18 protein-coding genes, 1 tRNA gene and 1 pseudogene are annotated in these 23,207 nt (G+C 54.3%); 13 read left to right on the forward strand and 7 right to left on the reverse strand.

All coding sequences use genetic code 11. The features are described 5' to 3' along the window. Window positions 1-100: 100 nt before the first annotated feature. Both BUE18_RS28760 and BUE18_RS12150 read right to left on the reverse strand, forming a co-directional pair. Entirely contained in the window at window positions 101-328 is a 228-nt protein-coding gene (locus BUE18_RS28760) for an SEC-C metal-binding domain-containing protein (RefSeq protein WP_073476154.1), read from the reverse strand. 477 nt (window positions 329-805) lie between these two features. Continuing rightward, window positions 806-2,569, reverse strand: coding sequence for a BCCT family transporter (locus BUE18_RS12150; protein WP_073476026.1), 1,764 nt, complete (start codon window positions 2,567-2,569; stop codon window positions 806-808). Between the two features lie 880 nt (window positions 2,570-3,449). Here BUE18_RS12150 and BUE18_RS12155 point away from each other — a divergent pair. The 5 genes from BUE18_RS12155 to BUE18_RS12175 all read left to right on the forward strand — a co-directional run bounded on the left by BUE18_RS12155 (window position 3,450) and on the right by BUE18_RS12175 (window position 8,206). After that, a complete protein-coding gene (locus BUE18_RS12155; protein WP_073476027.1) occupies window positions 3,450-4,742 on the forward strand; it encodes an MgtC/SapB family protein in 1,293 nt (430 codons plus the stop codon). Window positions 4,743-5,079: 337 nt separating this feature from the next. Continuing rightward, window positions 5,080-5,973: a DMT family transporter gene (locus BUE18_RS12160; RefSeq protein ID WP_211482803.1), complete on the forward strand. Its 894-nt coding sequence runs from the start codon at window positions 5,080-5,082 to the stop codon at window positions 5,971-5,973. A gap of 656 nt (window positions 5,974-6,629) precedes the next feature. Then, complete coding sequence (locus BUE18_RS12165) at window positions 6,630-7,019, forward strand: peroxiredoxin-like family protein (RefSeq protein WP_073476029.1); 390 nt, start codon at window positions 6,630-6,632, stop codon at window positions 7,017-7,019. Window positions 7,020-7,154: 135 nt separating this feature from the next. Continuing rightward, window positions 7,155-7,556 carry a YeeE/YedE thiosulfate transporter family protein gene (locus tag BUE18_RS12170; RefSeq protein ID WP_244549315.1) on the forward strand — a complete coding sequence of 134 codons (402 nt, stop codon included), beginning with the start codon at window positions 7,155-7,157 and terminating at the stop codon, window positions 7,554-7,556. 119 nt (window positions 7,557-7,675) lie between these two features. Next, window positions 7,676-8,206 carry a DUF6691 family protein gene (locus tag BUE18_RS12175; protein WP_073476031.1) on the forward strand — a complete coding sequence of 177 codons (531 nt, stop codon included), beginning with the start codon at window positions 7,676-7,678 and terminating at the stop codon, window positions 8,204-8,206. Window positions 8,207-8,545: 339 nt separating this feature from the next. Here BUE18_RS12175 and BUE18_RS12180 read toward each other — a convergent pair. Both BUE18_RS12180 and BUE18_RS12190 read right to left on the reverse strand, forming a co-directional pair. After that, window positions 8,546-8,815: pseudogene (locus BUE18_RS12180) on the reverse strand (transposase); the annotation flags it as partial. A 221-nt stretch (window positions 8,816-9,036) separates the two neighbouring features. Beyond that, a tRNA-Leu gene (locus BUE18_RS12190) sits at window positions 9,037-9,123 on the reverse strand. A 285-nt stretch (window positions 9,124-9,408) separates the two neighbouring features. Between BUE18_RS12190 and BUE18_RS12195 the strand changes: the two genes are divergently transcribed. The 5 genes from BUE18_RS12195 to BUE18_RS12215 all read left to right on the forward strand — a co-directional run bounded on the left by BUE18_RS12195 (window position 9,409) and on the right by BUE18_RS12215 (window position 16,433). Beyond that, complete coding sequence (locus BUE18_RS12195; protein WP_073476036.1) at window positions 9,409-9,852, forward strand: twin-arginine translocase TatA/TatE family subunit; 444 nt, start codon at window positions 9,409-9,411, stop codon at window positions 9,850-9,852. Then, window positions 9,849-10,616, forward strand: a complete 768-nt coding sequence (gene tatC / locus BUE18_RS12200; RefSeq protein WP_073476038.1) for a twin-arginine translocase subunit TatC — start codon at window positions 9,849-9,851, stop codon at window positions 10,614-10,616. Before BUE18_RS12195 ends, tatC begins: the two co-directional genes overlap by 4 nt. Window positions 10,617-10,743: 127 nt before the next feature. Beyond that, on the forward strand, window positions 10,744-11,223 hold the full coding sequence (locus tag BUE18_RS12205; protein WP_073476039.1) for a cytochrome c3 family protein: 480 nt from the start codon (window positions 10,744-10,746) through the stop codon (window positions 11,221-11,223). A gap of 169 nt (window positions 11,224-11,392) precedes the next feature. Next, window positions 11,393-15,202 carry a hydantoinase B/oxoprolinase family protein gene (locus tag BUE18_RS12210; protein WP_211482804.1) on the forward strand — a complete coding sequence of 1,270 codons (3,810 nt, stop codon included), beginning with the start codon at window positions 11,393-11,395 and terminating at the stop codon, window positions 15,200-15,202. Between the two features lie 136 nt (window positions 15,203-15,338). Further along, the gene (locus BUE18_RS12215) at window positions 15,339-16,433 is read left to right on the forward strand and encodes an SGNH/GDSL hydrolase family protein (protein ID WP_139264714.1); all 1,095 of its coding nucleotides are present in this window, start codon (window positions 15,339-15,341) and stop codon (window positions 16,431-16,433) included. A 1-nt stretch (window position 16,434) separates the two neighbouring features. Here the strand turns inward: BUE18_RS12215 and BUE18_RS12220 are convergent, their stop codons facing one another. The 3 genes from BUE18_RS12220 to BUE18_RS12230 all read right to left on the reverse strand — a co-directional run bounded on the left by BUE18_RS12220 (window position 16,435) and on the right by BUE18_RS12230 (window position 19,484). After that, window positions 16,435-17,673 carry a TFIIB-type zinc ribbon-containing protein gene (locus BUE18_RS12220; RefSeq protein WP_073476042.1) on the reverse strand — a complete coding sequence of 413 codons (1,239 nt, stop codon included), beginning with the start codon at window positions 17,671-17,673 and terminating at the stop codon, window positions 16,435-16,437. Then, on the reverse strand, window positions 17,657-18,808 hold the full coding sequence (locus BUE18_RS12225; RefSeq protein WP_073476044.1) for an SPFH domain-containing protein: 1,152 nt from the start codon (window positions 18,806-18,808) through the stop codon (window positions 17,657-17,659). The genes BUE18_RS12220 and BUE18_RS12225 overlap by 17 nt, the downstream gene beginning before the upstream one ends. Before the next feature lie 124 nt (window positions 18,809-18,932). Next, complete coding sequence (locus tag BUE18_RS12230) at window positions 18,933-19,484, reverse strand: hypothetical protein (RefSeq protein WP_073476045.1); 552 nt, start codon at window positions 19,482-19,484, stop codon at window positions 18,933-18,935. 277 nt (window positions 19,485-19,761) lie between these two features. On the opposite strand from BUE18_RS12230, the gene BUE18_RS12240 reads away from it, so the two are divergent. The 3 genes from BUE18_RS12240 to BUE18_RS12250 are packed head-to-tail and all read left to right on the forward strand — an operon-like array spanning window position 19,762 to window position 23,201. Beyond that, window positions 19,762-21,459, forward strand: coding sequence for an ABC transporter permease/ATP-binding protein (locus tag BUE18_RS12240; RefSeq protein WP_073476049.1), 1,698 nt, complete (start codon window positions 19,762-19,764; stop codon window positions 21,457-21,459). Continuing rightward, window positions 21,449-22,033, forward strand: coding sequence for a fused DSP-PTPase phosphatase/NAD kinase-like protein (locus BUE18_RS12245; protein ID WP_083610971.1), 585 nt, complete (start codon window positions 21,449-21,451; stop codon window positions 22,031-22,033). The genes BUE18_RS12240 and BUE18_RS12245 overlap by 11 nt, the downstream gene beginning before the upstream one ends. 19 nt (window positions 22,034-22,052) lie before the next feature. Further along, the gene (locus BUE18_RS12250) at window positions 22,053-23,201 is read left to right on the forward strand and encodes a uroporphyrinogen decarboxylase family protein (protein WP_083610972.1); all 1,149 of its coding nucleotides are present in this window, start codon (window positions 22,053-22,055) and stop codon (window positions 23,199-23,201) included. The last annotated feature ends 6 nt before the right edge of the window (window positions 23,202-23,207 follow it).

Genomic DNA, 23,207 nt, shown 5'->3' on the forward strand with positions numbered 1-23,207 from the left:
CGAAAATCCGCCCAGGCCGGTCTTTTCCGCGCAACCGTTGCGTCCTCTATTTGCGCTTTCGCAAAAAGGGGTTGGGCGCGGCTGTTTTCAACCCTTTTCCCTAAAAGTAGTGGTCCCTCAGCGATCCATCGTACCGCTTGGTTTTCATGCAGCAGTTCTTGAATCGTCTGGCGGATCCGCAGGGGCAGGGGTCGTTCCTGCCGAGTTTTTCTTCAAGCTCTTTGTCCCCGTGAACGATGCGCAGACCGCGTTTTACCCTTGTCTCGGAAGGGTATCCCTTGCGGCGCTTGTTCGTAGGTTCAAAACCTTGCCTGCTCGTTGAGTGGATGTTTTCTGGACATGATGCACCTCCTTTGGGCTAGGGCGGCGCACGGCGGAAACCGGGCGCAAATCGCCTGTTAGACTCAGCATGACGCCTGTCGCATTGGCAGGATTCAAATGAGCCGGGCCCTCCGGCCGGTGTCGTTGTTTAGGGAACCGGACGGAGGTTGATTATCCAGCGGGATGGAATGGGATAAAACACGGGCAACCTCCTTTCCGTCCTTTGAGAGGAGCGGGGCGATAAGATTTCGGCTTGTTTGCCTTTCAGGAGCCGTCCTCTAACATGGCCCTTTCGCCATTGCAACAAATTAATCAAGAAAAAATGGCAAAATTATGCAAATGGCCCGACGCATCCCCTAAGAAAGGCCGTAAAAAGCGGCAAAAAAGGGGCCGCCTCTAAAGGCTGGCCCCTTTATGCTTGCTCTGGCGGCCGCTCGGCAAAGAATATTTTCTCATGCAGAGCCGGACGGATTTCTTAGGACTCTTAGATCGGGATTTCGATCTTGTGGGTTTCCGGCTTCATCTTACCGATGATCGTGGCGTGATAGTGCTCCTCTTTCAGCCCCCGGTACAAGCTGTAGCACATGACCAGCAAAACAATGGTGAAAGGCAGCCCCGTTGCAATGGAAGCGCTCTGAAGCGCGACCAGGCCGCCCCCCATGAGCAGCACCGCGGCGCAAACCCCTTCCATGACGCCCCAGAAAATACGTTGAGGGACCGGAGAGTCGAGCTTTCCGCCGGACGTGAGGTGATCGACCACCAGAGACCCGGAATCCGACGACGTGACAAAGAAGATCACCACCAAAAGAATTCCAATGAATGAAGTGACTTGAGTAAAAGGGAAACTTTCCAGCATGACGAAAAGCGCGGTGGAAACATCCTTGTTAACCGCGGAGGCGATATCAGCGACTTCCGTTAGCTGCAGCCAAAGGGCCGAGCCTCCGAAGGTGGACATCCATAAAAAAGACAGCACCGTGGGAAACAGCATGACCCCGACGATGAACTCCCGGATGGTGCGGCCCTTGCTGACCCGAGCGATAAACATCCCTACAAAGGGCGACCAGGATATCCACCATCCCCAATAAAAAATGGTCCATGGATTTTGCCAGTTGCTGCCTTCCGCCCCCAGATAGGCTTCCACCCAAAAGCTCAAACGGGGCAGATTCTGGATGTAAAACCCGATATTCTGGGTAAAGGCCTTAAGGATGTATACGGTGGGCCCCACCAGCAGCAAAAACACCATAAAAACGGCTGCTGTAACCATATTGGCCGAGCTCAAAAACTTGACGCCCTTGTCCAGGCCCGTGATGATCGAAAGTACGGCGAAAAAAGTGATCACCGCAATGAGCGTTACGGCGAATCCCGTTGTGGTGGGAAATCCGAACAGGTAATGGAGCCCGGAGGCGACCTGCTTGACCCCCAGGCCCAGCGACGTGGCCAGGCCGAAGAGGGTGGCCAGCACTGACAGGACGTCGATTAGATTGCCCCAGAATCCGTATATCTTTTCCCCCAAAATAGGATAAAAGATGGAACGAATGGTCAGGGGCAGGCCCCGGTTGTATGCAAAAAACGCCAAAGACAGGCCGACCAGGGCGTATATGCCCCAGGGGTGAATCCCCCAATGGAAGTAAGTCTGCCCTAAAGCGACCTGCGCGGCCTGGGCGGTTTTGGGCGCCGCCTTGAACATGGGGGAGGGATCCATGTAATGAAAAATAGGTTCGGCGACGCTCCAGAACATCAGGCCGATCCCCATGCCGGCGCTGATGAGCATGGCGTACCAACTGAAGGTGCTGAATTCCGGCAGGGCGTCAGGCCCGCCGATGCGTATGTTGCCGAAACGGCTGGCGGCGATCAGGGCCATGACGATGACAAAAAAATTAGCGGACAGAATATAGAGCCAGCCGAAGCTGTTTCCGATGCCATCAAGCAATCTTTGGAAAAAAACGGCGCTCTGCTCCCCGAATACCAGGGTCAACACGATGAAAATCAACAGCAGCACGCCCGCTCCCATGGAAACCTGGGGGTGCAGGTCAAACCCGAAGCCTGTCCAGTTGTTTTCTCCCGGCCGGTGTCCGGAAGACTCATCGTAATAGCTGGACGTGGGAATGATCTGTAGGCCTAAAAAAGTCCTGCGTTGATGAATGGCCTTTTTCTTCTCCCGCTCCCAATGGGAACGGGCCATTTCAATGGCCTTTTGTTCGTAGGAAAGCTCTATGGGATCTTCCATAGACTCCGTGTGCGTGTCCATAACAAATCCTTTTCGGCTTTAGGGCACGGACGCCATGGCGCGTATTGACGAGTGGGTCCTTTGATTCCTCTCCCTGTGGACGCCGCCTCAACAGTTCATGCAAACAGAAGAACTGAATTGGGCGGTTCATTTGAATAAACCGTGGGGAGCATGGCATCCGACGCCCGGATTGCTGTATCGTGTACGCGCGATTATTCATTATATGGTATACGATATGAGCCAGGAACGCAATCCCGACGGGTTTTCATAACGCTTTGAAATAATATAATCTTCCGTTATTATGCAACATTTTGATCCTAAAAAAGTAGCCTTTTTTTTTTGAAGGGAACGGTTTTGCTCGCTATAGGCCAATACCTTCTTGAGTGCGCCCCGGCGGTCGGGTCCATGGTGCTTTTGCAGCCTGCCCGGCCGCGTCAATAAGATGTTCCAATGTATTGTTGAAATGGGCCAAAGCCCTGAAAATGCGGGATTTCAACCTCCCGATAGGGGCGTCGCCTTATAATGGCAGATAGGCGGGAAGAGCTTCACATGGACAACAAGCGGAAGGATTGGCATTGATTTGCCAATCCCCTGAAAAAAAGTGAAAATTTCGCTAAACGAAAAAGGGGCCATGGGCGGGAGTCGAACTTCGCGCGAACGCATGGTCATCGGGCTTTAAAAAATGAGGAATATAGACGAGTTTCTGAGCTTCAACGAAAGAGGTGCGCCGCCCAATGCTTGCGAAGTGACCAAAAACGGGTTTTCATTATATTGTTTTGCTTATTGGAATATGATAGCTCATAAAATCCCAACCAGTTTAGCAGTGTTGCGGAGAAGCCAGGAATCTCAAACGCGGCCTAATCTTACTGAATCTGGGATAAAAAAGGGGGATGGTTGATTTATGGATCTGGACTGGGCGACATTTCAAAAAATCCTGTACGCGCTGGGAATAGGCATTTTAATTGGACTGGAACGGAGCCTGGCGCCTTCGTCCAGGGACTGCGAAAAGCCAACGGAGGAAGAAGGCCTGCCCAACACCCTCCTGGGCGTGCGCACCTTTTCCATCCTCTCTCTGGGCGGGTTCGCCGCAGCCCTTCTGGGCAATGAATACTCCTTTGCCGCGCCGGTCATCCTGGCCGGTCTCATCCTTTTCCTGGCCTTGAAATACGTCCTGGACCGGGATCCGGACCCGGGCATCACCACGGAAATCGCCGGAGTGGTCTGCGCGGCCCTTGGGGCGCTATGCTATCATCAAGCCCACTCGGCCGTGGCGCTGGCCCTGATAATCACCATCCTCCTGGCTCTGAAAGGCAACATGCCCAAGCTGCTGGGGAAGCTCAAGCGCATCGAATTCACGGATACGCTCAAGTTCCTGGTCATCATCCTCATCCTTCTCCCCCTCATTCCCAACCGCACCATCGGGCCTTATGATGTTTTTAATCCTTACAAGGTGACATTTCTGGTGATCCTGATCTCGGGCATCAGCTTTGTGGGGTATTTCTGCACCAAGTTTCTCGGGGCCCAGCGGGGATTGGGAATAACGGGGCTGTTCGGAGGGCTCACCTCTTCCACGGCGGTGACGGCCTCCATGGCGGCCCAGGCCAAGGGCGCCCCGGCTTTAAGGAAAGCCTGCGCCATGGCCACGGTCATTGCCAATGCCACCATGTTCGCACGAGTCTTAATGGTGGTCTTCATCCTGGATCGCGCCCTGACCCGGGAACTGGTCTGGTCCATTGGCGCCATGATGACCGGGGCCTTTTTCGCCTCCATCATCCTGTGGCGCGGCGCCCGTGACCAGGGGGCCGCAGGCAAACACACTGAGGCTGATGACCTGGCCCTTTCCAACCCCTTTTCCATCGGGCCGGCTCTCAAGTTCGCCCTGGTTTTCGTGGGAATCCTCTTTGCGGCCAAGATCGCCCAGAACGCCCTGGGTGACCAGGGCCTGTACCTGGCCTCCCTGGTGAGCGGCCTGGCGGACGTGGACCCCATTACCCTTTCCATCGTGGAGCAGACGAAAAGCCTCGCCCTCGACCGTCACGTGGGAGCCATCGGCATAACCATTGCCGTGGTCTCCAACAGCGTAGTCAAGAGCGGCATCGCCGTTTACTCCGGGGGCTGGAAATTCGGCTCCCTGGTGGGCGGCGTCCTTCTTTCGGTCACCCTTCTCGGCCTGCTGGTCCTTTTGGTTCTTTAGGACCGTAAATCCGATTCGCTGCTTAGCCTTTAATGCTTCTATGCGATGCTATCTATCTGTTTTCACGGCGTTATTATCGGCATCCCATGCCTATATTTGTTGCTATTGTATTGTTAACAACGGGATTTGCGGATCATATTTATTCCTTTTTTTCAAAATCAGGATGAAACAAAAGAAAAAATATTTTTCTGTTATTTTTGAAGGCAGAGTGCCGGTTTGACGATTTGGCCAGTTACACAGTTTGTTTGACAGAGCCGAAAATGGCCCCACTTTGTTAGTACACGGCTGATGTACAACGATTGGGGACCGCTTCTGTCCAGTAAAGGATAAATAAACATTGAACAGAATAAAAACATTTTCACTGCTTGCACTTATAACCATTTCCGAAGCAACCATCGGGGTGTTCGTAAAGCTCACCGATGGCATGATCCCCATTCAAACATTGAACTTCTACGCCTTGGCATGTGCCGCCCTGTTTCTTCTCGTGGGCATGTCGTTACTGAACAGGAAGCCACTGGATTTCCCTTCTGACAACATCAAAGACACCGTCATTATCGGGATTCTCATCGCTGGTCAGAGCGGGTTGTTCAACTATGCAATGACCCTGGTACCCATTGCCAACGCTGTCATATTCTGGAGCGTGGCCCCTTTCTTCACCTTTATTTTTTCATGGCTGTTTCTCAAGGAGAAGGTGAAGAAAAACTACATTATAATATTTACAATTGCCCTCACCGGCATCTTCATCGCAAAGCCCCTAAAGGAGGGGTACATGTTCGGCAACCTTGTGGCCTTAAGCGTAGGCGCCATTTACGGCGCCATGGTCACTTATATGCGCCACGAGGGAAAAACCGAGACTGATAACGACATCGCCTGGTCGCTGCTGGTTGCCGCCCTTATTTTCGCCCCCTCCATTGCCTGGGTGGGACCAGGCCAAGTTGGAGCTTGTATCCATTACGCGGCACTGGGTGTTGACCTGCCGGTAGTACTATGGGCACTCTGCCTTGGTATCATTTCCATGGGCTTTGCCTATTTTGGCATCTCCATCGTGCTGCGCACGCTGAGCGCCAACGTATACTCGCTGGTGGACATAATCACCTCACCGGTGATTGCGTCCACACTTGGTTTTCTCATATTCAACGAGGTACCTTCCTCCAACATGATCTATGGCGGGCTGATGCTGCTGGGTGCGGGTTTTTGGCTCAGCATGGAGATGTCCCGCGCTGATTCCTAAAAAAAAATAAGCAAACACCTTTTAAACCTGAATTATGCGGCAATCATCTTTTAAAATCCCCTCGTAGACCAGTTCTCCCGCCTTCAAACACGCCTACACCCCATTTTCCCCAAGTACCCGCCAAAAGGCCATTTCCACAGATTGGGAGCCTCTGCGTGGGCCGCGCCGCCCGGTTTGGATTGTCTGAAATAGGGCCATGAGCATAACAAGTGCGAACCTGATCCACCACGGATAAACCGTTGATGGGCGCCCGACAATGTAGTATTTACAGCCCCTTTACGATTGTGATATTTTTATAAAATCACTCATTCAATTCCTCCTTCTGATCACTAGCAGAGGAACCAGTTCGATCATCAGGGGGGTATTTCAACTTCTGTAAATCACTCACCTAACAGCATAGCAAAGCTGGGACTCACCAGCGGAAATGGCGGATTAAGAGTTGTATTCAATTTTTGCATTGGTGAAATCCAGGAAGGCGCCAAACCATGAATACATTCACGAAGAACAACCAAGAGCTGAATATTCAGGGCATAAGCGTGCGAAACCCTGAGGGTGCAGAGGTTGAACTTGCTTCGCTTTGGACGGACCGGCGCATACTGATTGATTTTTTGCGTCATTTCGGATGAGTTTTTGCAAAGCAGCAGGTTGCTGCCCTCATGGAAATAAAAGACAGATTGGACGCCGCTAAAACCACCCTTGTTGTCATCGGGAGCGGAAGCCCGGAGCAGGCAAAGGGGTTTGCCAGCAAGGCAAACTTTCGGGGAGAGATCTATGTGGACCAAAAGCTTGTTTCATACAAGGCATTCGGACTTAATCGAGGCGTGGGGCGTTCACTCGGCCTGAACTCGATTATAAAGGGTTTCTCTGCCATAAAAAGGGGATTCCGACAAAGCGCCGCAGCTGGGGATCCCTGGCAACAAGGAGGTACTTTTGTGCTTGGGCCTGGCGATCAAATACTATTTGAGTACAGGAACGAAAATGCTGGAGATCACGCTGACCTGGAGAAAGTGATTAAAGCATGTTTGACTCCTTTCAAGGGGGTATAAAAGTGCAGGCAATGCCTGCCAGAAAAAAGATGGTTACGCTGGAATCAATTTGCAGATTGCAAGAGTAATCTTGCAAAGACAACTCCCAAGGGTCCTTGAAAAACAAAGCGGGTGTTCTTGATAGGAGGTTGGAATATGGAAAAATTGGGTGAAAAAAAGTACTGGAGTCCTTATCTTGCCGGCGCCTGCGCCGGGCTTGTTTTGGTGCTCTCGGTTTGGTTTACCGGTAAATATTTTGGGGCATCGACGTCTTTTGTGAGATCCGTAGGTTTGCTCGAAAACGCAATCAGCCCCGAGAGAGTGAGCCAAATGGATTACTTTATTAAAACCACCCCCAAGATCGAGTGGCAGTGGATGTTTGTTTTCGGTATATTTATTGGTTCCCTGTTAGCTTCCCGTTTGTCCGGAACTTTTAAGATGCAGGCGGTTCCTGAAATGTGGCGGAACCGCTTTGGTCCCCGCATTTCCACGAGAGCAATTGTTGCATTCCTCGGCGGCTTAGTAGCTATGTTCGGCGCACGACTGGCTGGCGGCTGACCGTCCGGCCACGGACTGAGCGGTCTGGCTCAGCTTGCTGTCAGCGGATTCGTTGCGTTGATGTGCTTTTTCGCCGGGGGGATAGTGAGTTCCAACATCTTGTACCGTGGAGGCAAAAAATGACGACTCAGCTAATCTATGGTTTGGTTACGGGAATTTTGTTCGGCTTTTTTCTGCAAAGGGGGCAAGTGCTGCGATACGATAAGCAGATTGGAGCCTTGCGACTGATGGACATGACCATTTTCAAGTTCATGCTGACGGCGATCCTTGTCGGCAGTGTTGGAATATACCTGCTCAAAGATCTGGGTTTAGTCAAGTTGTCCATCAAGTCAACGATCCTGGGAGGAACGATTATCGGGGGCCTGATTTTTGGTTTAGGATGGGGTCTTCTGGGATACTGCCCTGGCACATCCATGGGCGCTGTCGGTGAAGGCCGTTGGGATGGCATTTGGGGCCTCTTGGGAATGCTGGCAGGCGCCGCGATTTATGCCGAAGCCTATCCTCTGATGAAGCGAACCGTCCTGACCTGGGGGGACCTTGGCAAAATCACCGTGCCTGGAATATTGGGGATAAGTCACTGGATCGTTATCCCGTTATTCATGCTTGCCGTTGTGGGACTTTTTTTCTGGTTCGAAAAGAAAAAACTTTAAGAACCGATTCCCATGAAAAGCAGCGCCAGTTTTTCCCGGACAGGGATTCTCGTTTCCTCTTCCAGTTTTGGTCATGGAAAATAGCGGCCCTTTGGCCGGGAATGAAAATCAAACTATTGAAACTGGGCGAAAGGTTGCAGCTTGAAAATGAAAACGGAAATCTCATCGTAACAGTCGGTCATGATCCCGCTCCTTTTGTGGGTTTCAATTTTCGACTGTTTTTCTAAGGAAGGCGCGAAGCTATGAGGTCACAAAAGTCTTGTTGACTGTGACAAAAAAACAAAGATCGACATGCCTTGAGACTTTGAAAATGGACACTTTCTCCAAAGACGTAGATTCCATTTGGAGGGCAAAATTGCCGTTGCGATCTCGGGGGGTGTTCAACTCAAAAGCTCCGGCGGAGCTTTTCATAATCTTCTTGCTGTAGCCGTTGCGGCGGTTGGGATCCGTCTCCTCGGCAAGATGGGCTTCAATCTCGTCCTTCAGGGCAGCTTCCGTAAGCTCCTTGATCAATGGCGTGAAAATGCCGCCTTTACCTGTCAGCGGTTTGCCGGCCTGAAGTTGCTTCAATGCCTTTTCAAAATCAAATGCAGGGTCTTTTTTACTCAATGTCAATCTCCTTTATCGTGTGAAAAAACCCATTGGGGTACTCATTCCCGGTCCCCAGCAGGGGGCAAATGCCTGTGGAGGCCTGATTCTCTACCATGGCCAGCATAAGGCGTTTAAGAATGGGAGAGATCATCATCCAGGGAAGGAGATTAGAGAAGGCGTGAAGGCGCATGAAATAAAAAAAGGGGCCGGCCAAAAAAGGCCAGCCCCTTGGGATTTTCTGGTACCGGAGGTCGGATTTGAACCGACACGGGCTTGCGCCCACTGGATTTTGAGTCCAGCGCGTCTACCAATTTCACCACTCCGGCAAAATGATAAGTCGGGACATTAAAAAATAATCATCAACTTTGTCAACCAAATTATGAGGGCGCGGTTAAAAAGACCCCAGACGAGCGCTATTTCGGCGGTTTCAGGCGCGCCAAAGCCGCCCTTATTTCGCCTCTGGCACTTTTTGCGCCGCCAAATATTCCGGCGGCCGCCCCGGTCCGGCAATTATGCTTGACACAGGCCCTGGCAAAGAATAACTTCCCCATTTAAGAGGATTTGTTAACCCCCTTTGCAACCCACCAAGGTCAGGCAGGAGCCCAAAAAAGATGTTTGGCATAGGCATGCAGGAGTTGGTTGTCATTCTTTTGGTGGCCTTGATTTTCATCGGCCCTAAAAAGCTGCCGGAAATCGCCCAGGCCCTTGGCAAGGGCTTTGCCGAGTTCCGGAAAGCCACCCAGGATATCAAGGACTCCCTGGACATTGACAACGACGTCTCCCAAGTAAAAAGCGCTTTTCAGGACATGCAGAACGAGGTGAAAGGCGCGGTTTCCGACGCCAAGCAGGCTCCGAAAATTTGGGAGGACCCTCCCTCGGCCAAGCAGGCCCCGGAGCCCGAGCCGGACGCGATCCAGGACTCCAAATCCCCGGAAGACCCGTACAGCAAAGCCCAGGCCCAGGCGGAAGCTCAAACTGAAGCGGAAGCTGAAACGGAAGCTGTCGACGACCGGGACAAGAAACCCCAAGCCGCTGAGGACGCCCCGGAGTCATGACCGAAGAAAACATGACCGAAGAAAAACAGATGCCCCTGACCGAGCACCTGGAAGAGCTCCGGACCCGCCTGATCATCTGCGTGGTTGCGGTTCTTGTCGGCTTTTTCGCCAGCTATGGATTCAAGGAAGAGCTTTTCGCCCTGGTGGCAAGGCCCCTGAACATCGCCATGGGTGAAGGCGGCAAGCTCATATTCACCAGCCTGACCGAGCCTTTTATCGCCTATTTGAAAATATCCTTTTTCGGCGGAATCATTTTGGCTTTGCCCGTGATTCTTTACGAAATTTGGGCCTTTGTGGCGCCCGGCCTTTATTCCAAGGAAAAAAAGGTGCTTTTCCCCCTGGTTTTTCTGGGATGCCTTTTTTTCGCCGGAGGGGCGAGCTTCGGCTACTTCATTGTTTTTCCCATGGGCTTTAAGGTCCTGTTGGCTTTTGGGGGCGATGTGGCGGACGCCCTGCCTTCCATGAAGGAATACCTTGGCCTGGCGACCAAGCTGCTGATTGCCTTTGGCGTGGTGTTTGAATTGCCTTTGTTTATCGTCACCTTTTCGCGCATGGGAATGGTCACGCCCCAGATGCTGAGAAAAGGGCGGAAATACGCCTTGGTCATTTTTGTCATCTGCGGAGCCCTACTGACGCCGCCGGATCCTTTCAGCCAGTTGATGATGGCCACTCCCTTAGTCGTTCTGTATGAAATAAGCATAATTGGCGCGGTCATTTTCGGAAAAAAACCCGAGCCTGAAACGGATGCTGATGATATTGATTGACACCTTTCAGGCTGTTTGTTAGTTTGATTTACATCAAAGCAAGGCCCTGGCGGCGTTACGCCATCCGGGCTGGTAAAGTTCAAGGCTCTTATAACCGTACCGGAACGGAAAGGGGGTTTAACAACCAATGAAGACTGGAAAATTCTTTAAAATTTTGACGCTGGCCTCTGTCGCCACGCTGTTTCTGGCTGCAGGACTCATTGCAAGCACGTGCCCTGATATCATCCCCATGGAAGATCCCGCTTACGACAGCCACAAAAAGGGCATCGTACAGTTTACCCACGGCAAGCACTACAAAGACCACGCCATTGCATGCGGTGAATGCCATCATGACGCCGAGGGCAAACCCCTTGCGGGCCTGAAGGAAGGCGACGCAGTCCAGAAATGCATTGAGTGCCACAAGATCGCCGGCGAAATGCCCAGGGAAGTGAAGCAGGAAATCAAAGGTCTGTCCAGGGAAGAAAAGCAGAAAAAGGAACTGGAATACCATGCTGAGGCCCTCCACATGAATTGCCGGGACTGCCACAAGGCATACAACAAGGAAAAAGGCTTCAGGGGCAAGGACGGAGCTCCCACGAGCTGCACCGCCTGCCATCCCAAGGACTGATTTCCTGGTCAAAACATCGCTTTTTCAAAGAGGCTGCGCTTATCCGGCGCAGCCTCTTTTTTTGCGCCGCTGTAAGCCGCATTTGCCTTGGCTTCTCTTTCTCCCCATAAAATCAAGCCTCCGTTTATCCGCACTTGACTTGACTCGTCAGGAGAGGCATTCTTGCGCTTTGAGTTTTTTCAGCGAGCGGATTATGGAATATTGGATTGACGTAGGCGGCACATTTACCGATTGCCTGGCCTGGGACGGAAAGACCCTGTCCCAGTGCAAGGTGCTATCCAGCGGCGGAATCAAGGGGGAGGGGACGTCCCGCCCCGATGCTGGAACCGTATTCGACCGCGCTCGCAAAAAGCAGCCCGACGATTTTTTTACCGGGTACGAGATATCCATTCTTTCATCCGATGGAGCGGTTTGGTGCAAGGGGGCGGTTCTGGGCTTTTCCCAGGGCGTTTTCAACGTGGACCCGCCTTTGCCGAAAGATCTTCCAAAGTCCTTTTCCTATGAATTGACCGCCCATGAACCCGCGCCCATTTTAGGCATTCGAATGCTGGCGGGACTGGGCCTGAAAGACGCCATAGGCCAATCTTCCATCCGCTTGGGAACCACCCGCGGAACCAACGCTCTTCTTGAGCGTAAAGGCGGCCCCGCAGCGTTGGCGGTCACGGAGGGCTTCGGGGATTTGCTTTCCATCGGCGCCCAGGCCAGGCCGGAGCTTTTCTCCCTGGATATTGAAAAGCCGGAGCCTTTGTTTGCAGAGGTCGTTGAAATCCCGGAGCGAATAAACGCCTGGGGCGAAATTCTTAAGCCTTTGGACGCTGAAAGCGTCAGACCCTTGTTAAAGGACCTTATAGATCAGGGCGTCGACAGCCTGGCCGTCTGCCTGCTCAACTCCTACGCCAATCCCTGCCATGAGCAGGAGCTGGAGCGCCTGGCCCGGAGCCTGGGTTTTGATAACATATCGGTTTCCAGCGCGCTCACTCCCACCATCAAAGCCTTGGACCGGGGCGACACCGCCATGGTGGACGCCTATCTGGCGCCGGTGCTCAGTGAATACATCAGCCTGATTCGCAGCATAGCGCCCGATGCGGAGATTAAGATCATGACTTCCGCGGGCGGGCTTGTGGAGGCTGAGCGTTTTCAGGCCAAGGATAGCGTACTGAGCGGCCCGGCCGGCGGCGTCGTGGGGTTCGCCGATATAGCGCGCAGCTACGGCAGGAGCAAGGCCATTGGCTTTGACATGGGCGGCACCTCTACGGACGTCAGCCGTTTTGACGGAGAGTACGAAACCCAGTTTTCAGCCCAAAAAGCCGGCGTGCGCATTGTGGCGCCCATGATGGCCATTGAAACCGTCGCCGCCGGAGGCGGGTCCATTTGCCAATTTGACGGCGTCACCCTGTCTGTCGGCCCGGGTAGCGCGGGCTCCCACCCCGGGCCGGCTTGCTACGGCAGGGGCGGCCCTCTGACTGTAACGGACGTCAACTATTTTTGCGGCAAGGTCAGCTCGGATCATTTTCCGTTTCCCCTGCATCTGGCGCCGGTGGAAAAATTGCTCAGGGAAATGGCCGCTCTGGCGCCTCAGCCCATGACTCCCCATGAACTGGCCCTGGGTTTCTTGCAAGTGGCCAATCGAAAAATGGCGGACGCCGTCAAACGCATCAGTGCAGCCAAAGGCTACGATCCCAGGGATTACCTTTTGGTGGCTTTCGGCGGCGCAGGCCCTCAGCATGCGTGCTCCGTAGCGCGGGAATTGGGCGTGCGTGAGATTTGCGCGCCGGGCCTGGCGGGCGTGCTCAGCGCCTGGGGCATCGGCGCCGCGGACGTTCGTTCTTTTCGCGAAGAAAGTTTTCTGCGCCCTCTGGATTCCCATTCCTGGAACCCCGAAGGTCCATTAGTTCAGCGCTTTCAGGCCATGGAAAAGGCCCTTGTGGAGGAGACGGCGGCCCAGGGAATTTTTCCGGAAAACATAAAAACTCCCGTGCGGATCATGGACCTTCGATATAAAGGGGAGGAAACCGCCATTTCCATCCGCTGCCCTAAAGACGGAGACTGGACAGGCGCTTTTGAAAGCCGCCATCAGCAGTTGTACGGGCACGTCCACCAGGGCCGGGAGATTGAAATCGCGGCCATTCGGGCTGAGTGCGTGGGCTCAACCCCCAGGCCGGAAAAGAAGAAGGCCGCCGAGATTCCGCGGCTCGCGGTTTCCAACACTACCAAATGGGTCTGGTTCGACGGCCTGGAGATGCAAACCTTCGTATACGACGAGTCCATGCTCAGGCCAGGAGACCGGGTTTTCGGCCCGGCCATGATAACCCAGGGCCTATCCACGGTCATCATAGATCCCGGCTTTGAAGCGGTTTTTACCGGATTGGGCGACATAATCATCCGCGATTTGGAGGAGGGCGCCAAGTCCGGCATGACCGAATCCCGCCGCGACCCGGTAACGCTTTCCCTGTTTAACCATCATTTTCAGCATATTGCCTCCCAAATGGGAGTCATACTCAGGCGCACCGCCCTGTCCGTCAATGTCAAGGAACGTCTGGATTTCAGTTGCGCCATTTTGGATTCTTCTGGAAATCTTGTGGTTAACGCGCCCCATATCCCGGTGCATTTGGGCGCCATGAGCCGGACCGTGCAGTCCCTTCTGGGCTCCGTTAAGGATATTCGGCCGGGAGACGTTTATCTGACCAATCATCCGGCTTTGGGCGGCTCCCATCTTCCGGACTTGACGGTCATGACTCCGGTGTTTGACGACGAGGGGCGGGAGTTGCGCTTTTTTACAGCGTCCAGGGCCCATCATGCGGAAATAGGCGGCGTGCAGCCGGGATCCTGCTATCCGTTCGCCGAAAACCTGGCCCAGGAAGGGGTGATTTTCTCCCATCTGAGAATTTGCCGGGAAGGCCGTTTTCTGGAAACAGAGCTCATGCAAACCCTGACTCAAGGGCCTTACCCCTCCCGCAATCCCCGTGAAAATATCGCAGACATCCGGGCTGCGATAGCAGCCAACCAGACAGGCGCCCGGGAGCTTATCGCCATGACGGCCAAGCACTCCTGGAAGGTGGTTAAAGCGTATATGGGATACATCCGGGACGCAGCCGAGGAAAAAACCCGCGCCGCCTTAAGGGCTTTGCCCGACGGCATGCATGTTTTCCGCGACGCCTTGGACGACGGCGCGCAAACGGCCGTGGCTGTAACCATAGAGGGGGACGCCGCCCTGATTGATTTTTCCGGGACGGGGCCGGTCAACGCCAACAGCCTGAACGCTTCCGAAGCCGTTGTCACGGCCTGCGTTCTTTACTGTTTGCGCTGCCTGATTCAGGAGGACATCCCCCTGAATTCCGGGGTGTTGGCGCCGGTGAAGATCATCAACCCAACTTCCATGCTGAACCCTCCCGGACAGGACGATCCCACCAGGTTTCCAGGCGTTGTGGGCGGCAACGTGGAGCTTTCCCAAAAGGTTGTGGACATCCTGCTCGGCGCCCTGGGCGTTGCAGCGGCCAGCCAGGGAACCATGAACAATTTTATTTTCGGCAACGAAAACCTGAGCTACTACGAAACCATCTGCGGAGGCGCCGGCGCCGGCCCGGGCTTTGACGGCGCCCACGCCGTGCACACCCACATGACCAACACCCGCATTACCGACGTGGAGATATTGGAGCGCCGGTATCCTGTCCTGGTCCGGCAATTTTGCATCAGGCGCGGCTCGGGAGGGGAAGGAGAATTCACCGGGGGCTGCGGAGCGATCCGGGCCATTGAGTTTCTTGAGCCCATGGAAATATCCCTGCTGACCCAGCGCAGAACCTCCGCCCCTTTTGGGCTAATGGGCGGACTGCCCGGCGCTCCGGGGCAAAACCTGATTATAAGAAAGGGCGCAATCAAGCCGGAAGCTCTTCCCTCTCTGGCTCAAACCAAGGCCGATCCAGGCGACGTCCTGATTATCAAGACCCCGGGCGGCGGCGGCTTTGGAAGGCCCAAAAAATAGTCATAAAATTCCGGTTTCATTGCACCTTCTTTTTTTCCGCCAAACATGCTATCGTTCAAGTCCTGACAGGGAGTTGCGGAGGACGCCCCTGTTGCCCTGCATTTTTTGAACTTATTCAAAAAGCCTGAAGACAGCCGTGAGACATTACAGACCCAAGCTGTTTGTCCTAAGCGCATTCATGCTCGGATTGCTGCTCCTAACCGGAGCAGCCGAGGCGCTGGTGCGCGCCACCCATGCGGATCAGTGCCAATATTCCAGTTTTCCAGGGGCCGAGGCCTTCTTGCCGGATCCTGATCTGGGCTGGGTCCTGAAGCCGGGATTTGACGCCTTTATTTCGTATGATCAGCATCGAGTCTCGATCAATTCCATGGGCCTGCGCAGTCCGGAGGTTTCGGCTAAGCAGCCCGGAGAGTTCCGCGTTTTGTGCCTGGGGGAAAGCACCACCTTTGGCGCGGGGCTTGCCAACGGCCGGGATTATCCTTCGATCCTGGAAAAGCTCTTGAGCGATAAAGACGGGGCCGGCCGTTATACGGTTATCAACGCAGGCGTTCCCGCCTGGTCGTCCTACCAAAGCAGGGAGTTCCTTCGTACACGGGGAGCGGAGCTTAGCCCGGATTTGGTTGTGGTGTATCATGAGGTCAACGACTATCTGCCCGTCCTGGTGCGAAAAACCTATTTCAACCAGTTCGGAGAAATGGATTCCGACGAACAGCTTTACGGAAGCCGGTCTTTCCGCGCCTTGTCCGTCTTGGCCAAAAGGTCGGCCCTGGTTCGTTTCGCTTTAAAAACCAAACTCCTATTGCATATGCGGACCGGGCAATATGGCCCGGCCGTCAATGATTTGCATCAAATAGGCATGCCTGGCATGACGCCCAATCTTTTGTTAAGCGGAGATTTTTCCCGGCCTGAAAACGCCGAAGGAAATGCGCCGCATCCCCGTAGGGTGACGGATCAAGAGCGAGTGAATAATTTTTATAAAATTAACGGATTATGTAAAAAAATGGGGGCGGGCCTGCTTATAATCCATCCTTGCTACGCTTATACGCGAAGGCACGAATGCCCGGCGGTCCAGTTTTGCCGGGAGGAGGGCGTTCCAATGCTGGAGGCCTACGACGTGTTGGGGGGCAGGCTGGATCTTTTTCAGGACTTCATGCACCCCAATGCAGAGGGCCACAAGGCCCTGGCGTCAGCCTTGCTGGAGTTTATCAAGCAGAACAAGTTGCCGGAATAGTCTACATTTCCCTGCCGTAATGCAAAGCCCTTGAATTCACGGAAAAATTCATTTGCCTGTGTACAAACTCAGCGCCCTGGCGGGCGAAGGGGACGTATACCAGGCTGCCCTTTTGCGGCGTGACCGAAATTTCCGGCAGCATCATCACCATGGTTTGCCTGGGTTTGACAAAAGAGGCGATGCAAATTTTCAGGCTTTGAGCCGCTTCGCTCAAAGGCAGGTTGACCGGGTGGGTTTCCCCTTGGGGTAATTTATCTTCCAATTCTCCGGGAAAGGGAGTGGAGGTGATGTGCCTGGCCAGACGGACGAACAACTGGGGATTGACCTTAAAAGCAGGAATCCAAAAGAAAAACTCCTGATTCTCCATCTCCTCGGTAATGGCTTTGGGAAGGTTGGCCGCCCGGACCATGTCCGCAACGGAAGCGAGGTCCAATCCTTCCACTTTGGCTTTAATCCGCCAGAATGGCAGGTATTTTCCATTTTTCTCCAACTCGCCGATGGTTTGGACCGTCACCCTTTTAAAGCCTTCGTCCTTGGGCCGCCAGGCCTTTTCGCAATTCTGGCACAAAAACACGCAGCTGTCGGTTTCGCCGGCTACGTCCCAGCCGCAATGGGGGCACATGGCGGAAAGAAAATTTGGAGACCATTTATGATTGGACAACAGGTTGGGGTCCAGCATTTGGGCGTCCTCAGGCAGCCGCCCCACGGGTTTTTTCAGGACAGCGTCAAAAAGCTGGCCGCCTTTGACAAAAAAGGGCGCGTAAATGATGCTGGTGTTATCGCCGATATACGCCTTTTCAAAAGATTCTTCCTTATAGGCGTCCACCTGGGCGAGGCGCAGGTTGACTTCAATGGCTTTCAGCGCGTCCTTGAAGGGGATGTTAGGCGCCACATACGAGCCCGGGACCTCCCTGGTTGCGAATCGCAGATGCAAAAGCTGGGGCCGAAGCCCCAGCGTCATGGGGGCGTAATCCAAGGAAGCCGCCTGGGTGGAAGAGTCCAGGAGCTTGTTGTTGATTTTATCCACGGCCGCGGAAAACAGGGTTCCCTTAAACCGCCAGTAAGGAACGTAAACCACCTCATCCGCCTGCTCGCCCAGGTCCATGCAATATCTGAACGGCCCCCGCGACGTAATGTGCAGGCGCACCTTGCAAAACGGGCACGCCAGCACCCGGTCGGTTTCTTCTAACGTTACAGGCCCGCCGCATTGGGGGCAGGGATGATCAATCCGCCAGTCCAAGTTTCTCTCCACAACTGTTGCAGAATTTGGAATTACCCAGGTTCTCCGCCCCGCACGCCTGGCAGAAAACAGCCTGATCCTTGCCGTTTACGGGCGTTCCGCAGCGGCTGCAGAACTTGGCCGTGGGCGGCAGATTTTTGTGGCATTTCATGCATTGGGTGAAAACAAGCTGCTGATGCCCGCACTGGGGGCAAAATCTTGCGTCTTTGGGAATCTGCTGGCCGCAGTCCGGGCACGGCTGGCTTTCGGCCGCCGGCGCAGGCCCGCCCTGTTGAGGCTGCTGAGCGCCCTGCTGCAAAAGGTTGGCGAACATTCCGGGCATCATCACGCCCATGCCCATGCCAAGCCCCGAAGAAGCCTCCCCGGAGGATTCCGACGCCTTTTCCATGGCCATGGCCGCTTTCATGGCCATGAGCTTGTTCATGTCGTCAAACAGGCCCAGGCGGCTTTTGTCGTCAATGGCCTGCTGCACGTCCGGCGGCGGCGTGATGGCGCGAATATAAAGATGGGTCAGGGCCAAGCCAAAATGGGAGAGGTCGTCAACCAGTTTTTGCTGCAGGCTGTCCGCCAGTTCTTCGTAGCGGCCGGGCAGGTTGAACAGGGAGTCCAGGTTTTCGCCCAAATGGTCGTTAAACCGCGAGACAATGACCCGGTTCAAATAATCCTCGATTTCCTCGGTGGTGTACATGCCCTGGGTGCCCACCAGCCTGTTGATAAACAGCACCGGCTGCACCACCTGCACGTTGAATATGCCGAATGCGCGCAAGCGCACCAAACCAAGCTGGGAGTCCTTGAAAGCGACAGGATCGCGGGTGCCCCACTTGAGATCCGTGAAAGTCTTCATGTTGACCATGTAGACTTCCGCTCTCAACGGGCTTTGCATGCCCCAAGGGGCGCTCAGCACCTTGGTCAGCACGGGAATGTTATGGGTCTTTAACGTGTGGCGGCCCGGGCCTATGGCGTCGTAAGCTTTGCCCTGGTAGAAAAACACCGCGGCTTGGCTGTCCCGAACCGTCAGTTGAGCGCCGAATTTGATTTCACCGGAGCCTTCCCGCGGAATGCGCTGAACCATCTGCTTTCCGGTTTCGTCGAACCATTCGATTACTTCCAGAAAGATCACATTGTTTTCTCCCATGGAACCGCCTCCTATAAAAACATTGGTAGGACTGCGCGCCCATCAGGCCGCGCCTAAAAAACCGACTATATTCTATATTTGCTGTCAAGACGCCCGGAAAAGAACCTCCCCTGATCCCGGCCGCCTATTGGGACGTCGTCATTTCCGTAATTTGCTGCATCTTAGGATGGCTCAACAATTTCATGAACTTGGGATTGGCCATCAAAGTATTTATATCCCCGGAGGAAACCGCGTTCATGATTTCAGGGTCCGCCAGGATTTCCATGATTTCCGGGTCCGATGATAATGACATGATTTCGTTCATGATGTTCGGGTTGCTCATCATTTGCCGCTGTAAGGCTTGGCTTTGCTTCACAACCTGGGCGTTGCCTCCGGAGCTCGAAGCTCCATAAGTCGAACTGGCAGACCCTGTGTAAGAAGAGGTCTGACCGCCGCTCGCAGCTCCGCTTGAAGACTGATTTTGCGAACTGATGGATGTGATTTTGGACTCATGGACCCGGATGACTCCGAGGGTTTTGGAGCGGATGCTGTAAACCCTTCCGGAATGAGCGATGATCTCGCCTCGCAGCACGGTTCCATCCGTAAGTTGAAATTCCGAAACCATTCCCGCATAGGCGAACCCGGCGCAGAGCGCCAGGATCAAAAATACTCCGGCAACCATTCCTAATCGTTTCATGGCATTCCCCTATGTTTGCGGCATTTCGGGATTAGCCCCGCCGCCGCTTCAAAGCTCCTAATTTTATCAGCCAGGCGCCCCCATAAGCAAGGGAATATTTGAAAAACACCCTGTAGTGTGACATGTTTCACATTGCTGCGTGAGTCCCCAAAGGCTTCGCCAATCTCCTTGACAAGCCTATATAAACAGACAATGATTGCGCCTGAGGGTGGTATAGCCGCGTCCATCCAGATCAAATCCGTTAAATCATTCCTGTTGTAAAAGCCCGGAGGCCTTTATGCTTCCAGCCAATTCCTGGGTCCGCGTTTTAGGCTTTTGGACTCTCATAGGCCTGACGGCTTGGTTCGCCCATTTTTCCCTTTCAGGGGATTTTCTGCTTTATGAAGACGACTACGCCAAGGTTGTGGACGCCATGGCCAGGAACTTTGACGAGTCCGTATACAATTTCTACTGCCACTGCCGGGATTGGCCCCAGGGCCGGCCCCTGGGCTTTGCGCTGATAGCCCCTTTCAGCTACATCGGGGTGAAGTTGGGCGGTCTGCCGGGCGTGTACATAACCGGCTATTTAATGCTGCTGGCCAATGCCGCGCTCTTTTTTCTGCTGGTGCGGAAATTCGCCGGACAAAACGCGGCCGTGTTGGGAACCCTGGCCTTTTGCCTGTTTCCGGCGGTTACGGTCAAGGCCTGGGCCACCCATTTTATGGGAAACGAGCCTGCACTATTTTTTATGCTGGCCGCCTTTCTGCTTTACCTGAGCCCGCATCGCCGGTGGTCTTACCTTTTGATTTTTCTGGCGGCGATCACCTACGAATCCACGTTGCTTCCCTTTGCCGCCGCCCCTTTGCTGGATCAAAAATCCGAAGAAAGGCTTGCCAGGCGTCTGCTCCGCCACGGGGCGGCCCTGGCCGTTTTATTGGCCGTATATTGCATCATCCGCATGAATTTGGGCGAGCCCCGCATGACCCGGCAATTGGCCTCCATGGGCCTGGGGCAAATAAGTTTTAAAGCCCTGACCGCCATGGTCATAGGGCCCTGGACGATCCTCAAGTCCTTTAGTATCCTTCCTTTGCTAAATTCCGGCGCTTTCTCCATGTCCGGCATCATCAGCATGGCCCTCATCTTTTTATGCAGCCTGGTTGTTTTAGTCTGGTGGACGGAGCGGGAAGACCGGCCTTTCGCAATCCCATGGAATAAAATCGTTCCGGCCTTTGTTTTGCTGGCGTTATCCTATCCCATGGCCTTTTTCCCGCCCCATTGGCCGCCGGTCGCTTTGGCGGGCACAGCGTCCAGGGTGCATTTCGCCGCCGCGTTTGGCGGATCCATGGCCGCAGGAATCATCCTGGCTTATTTGTTTGAGTTGGCGGCTCATAAGGCAAAAACCGCCGTCTTCGTTGTCTTCGCTTCCTGCTGCTTCGCCCTGTTAGGGGGATTTCACTTGTCCGTGCAACAGGATTACGCCAAAAGCGCCCGGCTTCAGAAAGAATTTTGGACTCAGGTTCTTGCTTTGTGCCCGGACATGGGGGAAAATGCCGTGATTTTTGCGGAACAGCCATTGTGGGACCATCCGGGGCTTATGAGCGTCCATTCCTGGGCGACCCGGCTTGTTTTGGAAAAACTGATCCGCTTCCCCAAGGAATGGGAAAACCCTCCGCAGCTTTATTGCATGGATCAGTGGGTGAAGGACCATGTGTTCCAGGAGCCGGATAAAATCGTTTGGCGGGAGATCATATACGGCGAGGTGTTCAGGCCACACACCCTGGAACCGGAAAACGTGATTGTTCTGGGCCGGGATGAGTCCGGCGATATGGTTCGGCGTTTCGGCGTTTACAGGCTCGGGCCGGATAACCAAGTCCTCCTTGATCTTAAGCCGAAAGGGCCGCCCTCTTTGAACATGCATTCCAGGGGTCCGGCCTGGGAATATGTCATTGGCGAAAGACCTAATTCTAAACTAATGGAGCAAAGCAATGATGAATAAAAGACTTTCCAACGGAGTTTTTTGTTTGTTTCACTGCGCCGTGCTTTTTCTGCTTTTGGCTGCGTCCTGCCGGGCTGATGACGCCTGCCTGGACGCCGCCCAGCGCAAGGAGTTGCCGGGAACGTCCAATATGTACCAGGTAAGCGATTCCCTGTATCGCGGCGCCCAGCCCAAGGCTGAAGGCTTCAAGAGCCTGGAAGCCCTTGAGATTAAAACCGTGGTCAACCTGCGCATCACACAAGGGGACGAAAGGTACGCCGGGGATGCAAGTATGAATCTGGTGGGCATTCCCATGTTTCCCTGGGAGCCTGATGAGGAGGATGTCATCCGGTTTCTGAAGCTGACGCAAGACCCGGCAACGGCTCCTGTGTTTCTTCATTGCCGCCACGGATCGGACCGGACCGGCGCCCTGACAGCCTGCTATCGGGTTGTCGTCTGCGGCTGGCCCCTGGAGCAGGCCGTGGAGGAAATGAAAAACGGCGGCTTTGGATATCATCCCATTTGGTGGACCTTGCCCAGGGACCTGGAAGATTTGGACTTTGACCGCATCCGGCGGGAGGTTTTCGCCCAATAGCGCTATTTTTGGAGGGGGAATGAGTACGAAGACGATTTTTCAGCGATTGATCAAGGGGCAGGCTCCGCCAGTAGGCGGCATTCCGGAGCCGCTGCAGGACGTCCTGGCCTCTGTTGCCAGCCTTCGCGGCAAGTTTTCCCGCTTAAGCAGCCTGGAACGCGTCCTGGCGGCCGTCCGGCATAAGGAGCCGGACCGGATTCCCGTGGCGCCCCTGGTAAACGCGGCGGCCCGGAGAATTTTGGGCGTTTCCTTTCCCGATTATTCCCTGAAGGCGGAAAGCGCTGCGGAAGTGTTTACGGCTTCCGTGGATTTTGTGGGCGCCGACTTTATTGTGCTGCTTCTGGACTTGTCCGTGGAAGCCGCCGACTTCGGCCAGGAGATGGTCTATCCCCTGGATTCCACAGCCCGGCCCAATTACGATAATCCCCTGATCAAAGACGTGGACGGCTACGCTAAAATCCGGCCCGTCCCCTTTGAAAAATCCGCCCGCATGAAGGAGCAGGTAAGGCTGTGCCAAATCATGGCCGAACGCGTGGGGCTTGGGACCATGGCGGGCGGCTTTGTGTTTGGGCCTTTGGGCGTCCTCTCCATGATGCGCGGCGCGGAAGCCCTGTTCAAGGATTGCCTTAATCATCCAAAAAAGGTCATGGCCGCCTGCGAGGCCGTAACTGAAACCCTGGTGGAATTCGCCCAGGCGCAATGCGATGCCGGCATGCCCGCCGTGGCCATAGACACCCTTTACGCCTCGTGGAACGCCTTGCCGAAAAAAGTGTGGGAGGAAATCGAAGGCCCCTTTGCAGGTCAAATCGCCCAGGCCATAAGGGATAAGGGAGGCTTGGTGGGCGTCCATAATTGCGGGCACGCGCCTTACTTTGACGTGCAAACAAAGGCCATGGGCGCGTCGATCATGAGCTTCGCCCACTTGCCGGACGATTGCGCCACTCCCCGGGAGATGAAGGAAAAATACGGGGACCAGTTGACTCTGATCGGCTATGTCCCAACGCCCTTGCTGGTCCACGGAACGCCGCAGCAGATCATGGACGAATGCCGGCGGCAGATAGACGTCCTGGGCAAGGACGGCGGCTTTATTTTGGCGCCCGGCTGCGAGTATCCGCCCAACATTCCGCTGGACAGCGCATTTGCCATGATCAAGGCCGTGGAAAAATAGGCCCAA

Origin of the sequence: Desulfatibacillum alkenivorans DSM 16219 (assembly GCF_900142135.1) — a bacterium.
In the GTDB taxonomy this organism is placed as follows: domain Bacteria; phylum Desulfobacterota; class Desulfobacteria; order Desulfobacterales; family Desulfatibacillaceae; genus Desulfatibacillum; species Desulfatibacillum alkenivorans.